The sequence below is a fragment of the Candidatus Borrarchaeum sp. genome (assembly GCF_019058535.1).
Taxonomy (GTDB): Archaea; Asgardarchaeota; Sifarchaeia; order Borrarchaeales; family Borrarchaeaceae; genus Borrarchaeum; species Borrarchaeum weybense.
On the sequence record NZ_JAHPYX010000217.1, the window covers coordinates 1 to 5,862 of the forward strand.

General features: G+C 37.3%; 4 protein-coding genes. All 4 read right to left on the reverse strand.

The features are described 5' to 3' along the window. Positions 1-340 precede the first annotated feature (340 nt). The gene (locus tag QVB70_RS13330) at positions 341-1,426 is read right to left on the reverse strand and encodes an RRXRR domain-containing protein (RefSeq protein WP_342766573.1); all 1,086 of its coding nucleotides are present in this window, start codon (positions 1,424-1,426) and stop codon (positions 341-343) included. A gap of 11 nt (positions 1,427-1,437) precedes the next feature. Continuing rightward, positions 1,438-1,593 (reverse strand): hypothetical protein, encoded by a 156-nt coding sequence (locus QVB70_RS13335; RefSeq protein ID WP_287587128.1) that lies wholly within the window; start codon positions 1,591-1,593, stop codon positions 1,438-1,440. A gap of 313 nt (positions 1,594-1,906) precedes the next feature. Further along, complete coding sequence (locus QVB70_RS13340; protein WP_287587130.1) at positions 1,907-4,468, reverse strand: SMC family ATPase; 2,562 nt, start codon at positions 4,466-4,468, stop codon at positions 1,907-1,909. Positions 4,469-4,525: 57 nt separating this feature from the next. After that, on the reverse strand, positions 4,526-5,710 hold the full coding sequence (gene iscB, locus QVB70_RS13345; protein WP_287587134.1) for an RNA-guided endonuclease IscB: 1,185 nt from the start codon (positions 5,708-5,710) through the stop codon (positions 4,526-4,528). Between the last annotated feature and the right edge of the window lie 152 nt (positions 5,711-5,862).

The following is a 5,862-nucleotide window of genomic DNA, read 5'->3' on the forward strand; positions in this document are numbered from 1 at the left end:
GTATTATGGTTGTTCAAAGTTTTTTCATGGCATTATTTACCGATTTCCTTAATGTCGCTATGGGGTATCGCTATAATAGTTTTTTTGTATAAGAACCCATCAAAGGATCGGCGAATTAAAGCCTTTCTCCACGCTTTTTTCATGTCTTTGTTATCCGAGTTTTTATTTGCTGGTGTCTATGTCCTAAGCTAAGGTTTTTCTTAAAATAAAGTCTAAGAAAGTCTGAACTCAAAGCTAGTTTAGAAAAATGTTAACTAACTTCCGTTGCAAATTGAAGGTCCGCAATACTTGTATCTTTTGATCTACTAACTTTAATTGAATGGCTAGGCCCTTCATAGAATCACCCCAAGGAGACTCCCCTGTTTACCGAGGAGAGGAATTGCGTTCTAAAGGATATCTTTGTGAGGATGTGACAATCTTCTTTTTTACCGCTTTGTGTAAGTCTTTTTCCAGTTCTTACACAATGTAAACTTAACCGATTGTTCAGATTTCCGCCCACATAACATAAACCATGCTTTTTGTGGCATATTAAGGTGCCGCGTTTTAGCCCTAATGAGATTGTCCCGCCGTACCTCTTTCGTATGCCGCCTTGTGAAAACTGCAGCCGGTGTAACTGTCGTCGGTGAAATCGTATCGGTTCTACATAATAGAGGCCGGTTGTAGAAGGATTTTTCGCCCCTGTTATGGCGGCGGCCATTACCCAAGCATCTACACAATGCGTTTCAAACGCCACCTTTGATTTGTTTGGTGATTTCTTCAGTCCAAAGGCCTCCCGTAATTGTTTGGTTTCGTGGCCTTGCATGGTGATGAGGATGAGCCCTAGTTTTTCTAGTTCTGCATAAAAATAGTGTTTACCAACTTCCAGCGGACTGAAATTGCGATTCCAGCCTCGCTGATTTTTCCGTGTTGTTGCCTTGACATCCTCGCTCACTGCGTATTGTAAGGGCAGGATTTTACACAACTGACGGACAAGTCGCAACTTTGCGTCCCATCTCGCCTTTGTTGAGGGTGGTAAAAACGTTTTATTATTCCGCCTGTTCTTCTTAGATTTTCTTCGGCGGTTTTTTCTATATCTTCGTACTCTACGCATAATTTTACGCTGTGCTACTGCCTTTTTTACCCAGTCCACCGCTTTTGACATCAGGTTAAGCACCGTGTCCTCTATTCCGACGACTGAAAACCCCTCGAATTTCGTGCCGGGATCTATACCTATTGCTAGTGGCTGTGTGACGGGATGGTTGGGATCGAACTCTAATTGGAGGTAAAATATGCCCAATTTATTACGTTTCTTAATGGCTTTTCTTTGTTCGAGAAGTTTCCTCGCCTTTGTCGGTCTGCACGGCATTAGTGGTATTCCGCTTTTGCTAACGACAGGAATTCTACCGATTGCGGTCTCCCTGCCCGAGTCGAGTATCCCTTCGCCAATGCCAAGTAGGCTTAGCCTCTTGAGATGAGAGACATGACATTCAGTGGTTCTGTCGAAGAGGAGGGGACTAGGGAGGCATCCCCGACATTCTTGTAGCCCACAAGGCGTAGTTCTTGAAGTATTTCTTCTGAACTTAGGCTAGTCAAGACTTGTATTGCTACCACCATCACAAGCCCCGTCCTTCAGGGCGGGGTTCTTGACCTGTTTGTGTATGTGTGATAAGAAAGATCTGATTGAACTAACATAGAGCAAAATATCATTAAGAATTCCACAGTCCTGTTGTCTTAAAAATTTTTGTTGATAAAGCATTCTTTTAAAAGGAATATACTTCCTTTGACCCTACATAGTCTATTTTCGCTTAAGGTCAAAGGCAAAAACTTAGTGAAATACAAATGAATATGCGCCTACAATTGTGCTTAGATTAAAATCAGAAAGTGTTTTATCCCTTTACATTTCAATTCTCTATGTGCTAAGATCTTCTTAATTTGTAAGTTGAAGATCAACTATGCTTCTATCTGTTCCTCTAGTAACCGTGATTGTGTGGCCAGTGTCTTTAATTGTTTGTGTATGTGTGATAAGGAAGATTTGATCGAAGGATTTATTATTCATCAATGCGCTTAATACGCCTTCTCTTCTTTCCGTGTCTAAACTTCCAAGAGGTTCATCTAAAATGATTGTTTTAAAATAGATAGGATGTAAACCAGATGAACGAAATGGACGTATATGCCCCATCAATTCTGAGATACCCATTCGTAATGCTAATCCGAGTGCAGCCTTATCACCACCACTAAGCATGTCTTTATCTTTTTCAAGTCCGTCGACCAAATCGGTAAGTGTTATTGATACACCGTGAGTCTTCCCATGCTTAGTAATCAAGATCTCATTCATCTTATATTGTCCGTAAGTAAATTGCTGCAGATATTTCGAAACGACACTACGTAATGATTTGAAAAGTTTGTTTTGAATAACTTCTTGAGAGATAAATTGCTCTAAATATGGTTTAATTAGCACATCATGATGCTTAATAGTTGATTCTTCTTGTCGTATTCGTTTTTCAATGTCGTCTAATTTATTTATTTCATCCAATAGTTTATTTAAGCGAATAGTTTCTTCATTAATGTCTTTTTTAAGAGAATTGTATTGGTTAAGTTTCTCTTTCTTTTCTTGAAATAAAACTTGAATAGCAGTAATCATATCTTGCAACTTTGTAGCTTTAAATCTCTCTAGTAATCCATTAATGGTATCAACACTTAATTTATTCAAAAGATCCTGTTTCTGGCTTTCATTTTTTATTTTTTCATTTACTATAATTTCCTGTTCCTGCAAAAGTTTCTGAATTCGATCCTCTTTTTCTTGTATCTTTAATGTTAATCTACCGATGTCTGTATTAAATTCTTCCAAACGATCCTTTTTTGATGTAAATTCATTTTTAATGCGTCCAATACTCTCGCTAAGTTCACTTATGTCGCTAATATTATATTTAGTTAATAAATCCTCATAAGATGAGACTTCAAATGACTTTAAAAGTCGAGAAACTTCAGTTTCAAGATCTGATAAATTATGGTCTATTTGTTGGGTTCGTGTTAAACAGTGTGAAATGTTTTCAAGTTTTGAAGAATTCTGTCTAATAATCTCTAAGTTCTCTTTCATGGCACGCATTGAAGTTTCATTTTCTTGTACAAGTTTTACTAATCGATTGATTTCGTTAGTATAATTCAAGATATCTTTTTCGATTCTCTGAACAACTTCATCCAATTCTTCTTCATCATGGAATGGAGTGAAACAAGTAGGACAGTCTCCCTTTTCTTTAAGTAATTCTATATTAGATTTTAAACTGGAAATCACACCTCTTTTAGTATTTATTGTTCCCAAGAGATCCTTTATCTTTTGTTCGATTTCTGTGAGTGATTTCTGTGCCGTCTCTTCATTATTTTGGAGCGTTTCTCTTTGTATTTTTTCATATTCTATTCTCTGTTCTAAGGTTTGAGGAAAATCAAAACCAGAACTCGATTTGATAAACTCATCGTCCAGACTTTTAATTTGCTCTGTCAGATTTAGTCGCTTGCTAATCAAATTTATCAAAGCAGTAACGCTTTCCAGTGTTGGTAGACTCTTAATCTTTTTTTCAAGAGTTTGAAATTCTTTTTCTTCTTTAGAAAGAGTGTGTTTCTCCTTTTCTAATTCATTACGATCGTCTTTTAGAATATCATTGAGTATGGAGATTTCTTTTGAGTAACCTTCAACTTGATTTGATGCATTTTTAATTTGCTCGTTTAATGTTTCTATATTTTGGATATCTTCAATTGTTGGATACTTAACAAGTTTATCATCTAAATGCTGAATAACTTGCTCTAAATTCAATTTATCTTCATTTAATTTTTCAATATCCTTTTTAAGTTCAGGTAACAATTCCATTTTTCCTTCAATTCTACTTTTTTCACTCATTAAATCTTGTTGCAGAGTAATATGTTCTTCTCTCATTTCTTTTAGTTCTTCTTTGATAAGATCAAATTGATCAAGTTGAAATAGTTCTTGAATTTTATTACGAAGTTCTGAGCCGCTTACATTTGCTAGATAGTCAATTTCACCTTGACGAACAAAAAATGTGCTGTCCAGTTGTTTCCCATCGCAGTTCATAACAGAATCTAACTTCTTACAAACTGCTTTAGAACCTGAAATCGGATTGATTAATTGATTTTTCTGATTGTAATCATATATCGTTGCTATTGTCGGTTTGCCACGTGTTTTTTCACGTTTAATTCTATATCTTGCATTCCCTACTTGAACATCCAATTGTACTTTGCATTTTGCTGCATCTTTTTTAATTAATCGATCTTTTAACTCGTCAATTACTCCACAATCCCTCTTTGATCCCCACAATCCCCACAAAATCGCTTCGATAAGGCTAGATTTTCCAGATGAATTTCGACCTCTTATTGTGTATAGACCATTTGGCAATTCTGATACATTTGCCGTTTTGTCTGGTAATTCTAACCTTGAAAATGGTTTAAAATTTTCTACTACAATCGATGAGATCTTCATTAAGATCGCCTCTGGAGCCTCTTTCCTTTTAAGCTGGAGAGGAAAGAGGTGCAGAAACTAACATAACGTGAATAATAACCCTTTTCCATATTTTACCAACTTAACGTTTTTAATTGCAATACTTGGATTTTTCCCTTTAGGATTTTCTAACACAACGCGCTTTCCAAGACAATGAACTCCTTTTACTCTATAGATTTTATTGTTATATTTTACAAGGTCATACGGTTGTAATTTGTATCTCTGTCTCCTAATTGATGGCTTAAACCCTTTTCTATTCTTCTGTAGCGAACGATTATTTCTTCTGATTTGCTTGACCTTATACCGTCGGCAGCGTTCTTGATTGCTTCCACCAGCAATGACAAACGCATCGCTAACATGCGACTTTTCTAGCCCTAGTTTGGTACGCTGATATTTAGTAACGTATCCGTAGGTATGCTCTGCCCCTAACTGCTCAACTATCCTCCAACGGAAAATATTCAAACATGTAGGTGCTTTAAGTGGTTGATTTGCCTGGTGCTGGATGGTAGAATAGCCAAACTCCTCAGCGGTCTGATTTCCCTTCTTTACATTACAAGTTCTACATGAGATTGTCAAATTAGACACTCGATCTGACCCACCTCTGCTTTTAGGAATAATATGCTCGACTTCTAAAGGGATATCCTTTTTACCACAATAAGCACATGTTCGCCCCCACTTGTCTAACAGGTATTCCTTGACTTCGTAACCCTGAAGTTCACCCTGCTGATATGCTATGCCTGTAATTTCTGGCTGCTGCATTTTTTGAGTGTCGAAATTGGCTACTTCTACCCTTTTGTAGGTTATCGGTAGTATTGTTTCAAGCTTCGCAACTAATCTAATATGTGAATCTAATCTATGTTGATTACTAGGTGCTAACCATCCTTTAGGTCTTGTTCGGTTATTAAATCGAGGTGATCTATACCCTAATCTTCTTCTACGGGCTTTGCGATACATCCGTCGTTCTTCTAGTTTTTGAGGCATATCTTTCCGAAGTGTTACTGTCCCACTTATGAGCTCTAACTTGTCGTTTTTGGCACTAAAACCGATGTTCGTATATCCGAGGTCCACTCCAAGTGTAATCGGTTGCCTAGTTTCTCCGGTGGAATAGTTCAACTGAATGGTAAAAGGGCATCTCTGAACAACGTGTGCCTTGCCGTCTCGTAGTAATTTCTTTCCTTTGGGTTGTGTAGTAGGCATGAGAGGTTGCCCTCTCATGTTCAACACATAGATAGGTACTCTCAAGTCCTATCTCCTCCTTTAAATTGCTTTAAAGTCGGTTGGTTCTCTTCGCCAAGGTTATCAGTCAGTACTCTACGATGATCACTGAGAGTTTCCTCTCTGTTTAAACCACCGTTTACAGAGCAAGGGACTAGAGA

Excerpts from the sequence above, each read along its gene's own strand:
- QVB70_RS13335 (WP_287587128.1), bottom strand. The coding sequence starts at position 1,593 with ATGGTGGTAGCAATACAAGTCTTGACTAGCCTAAGTTCAGAAGAAATA.
- QVB70_RS13340 (WP_287587130.1), bottom strand. The coding sequence starts at position 4,468 with ATGAAGATCTCATCGATTGTAGTAGAAAATTTTAAACCATTTTCAAGG.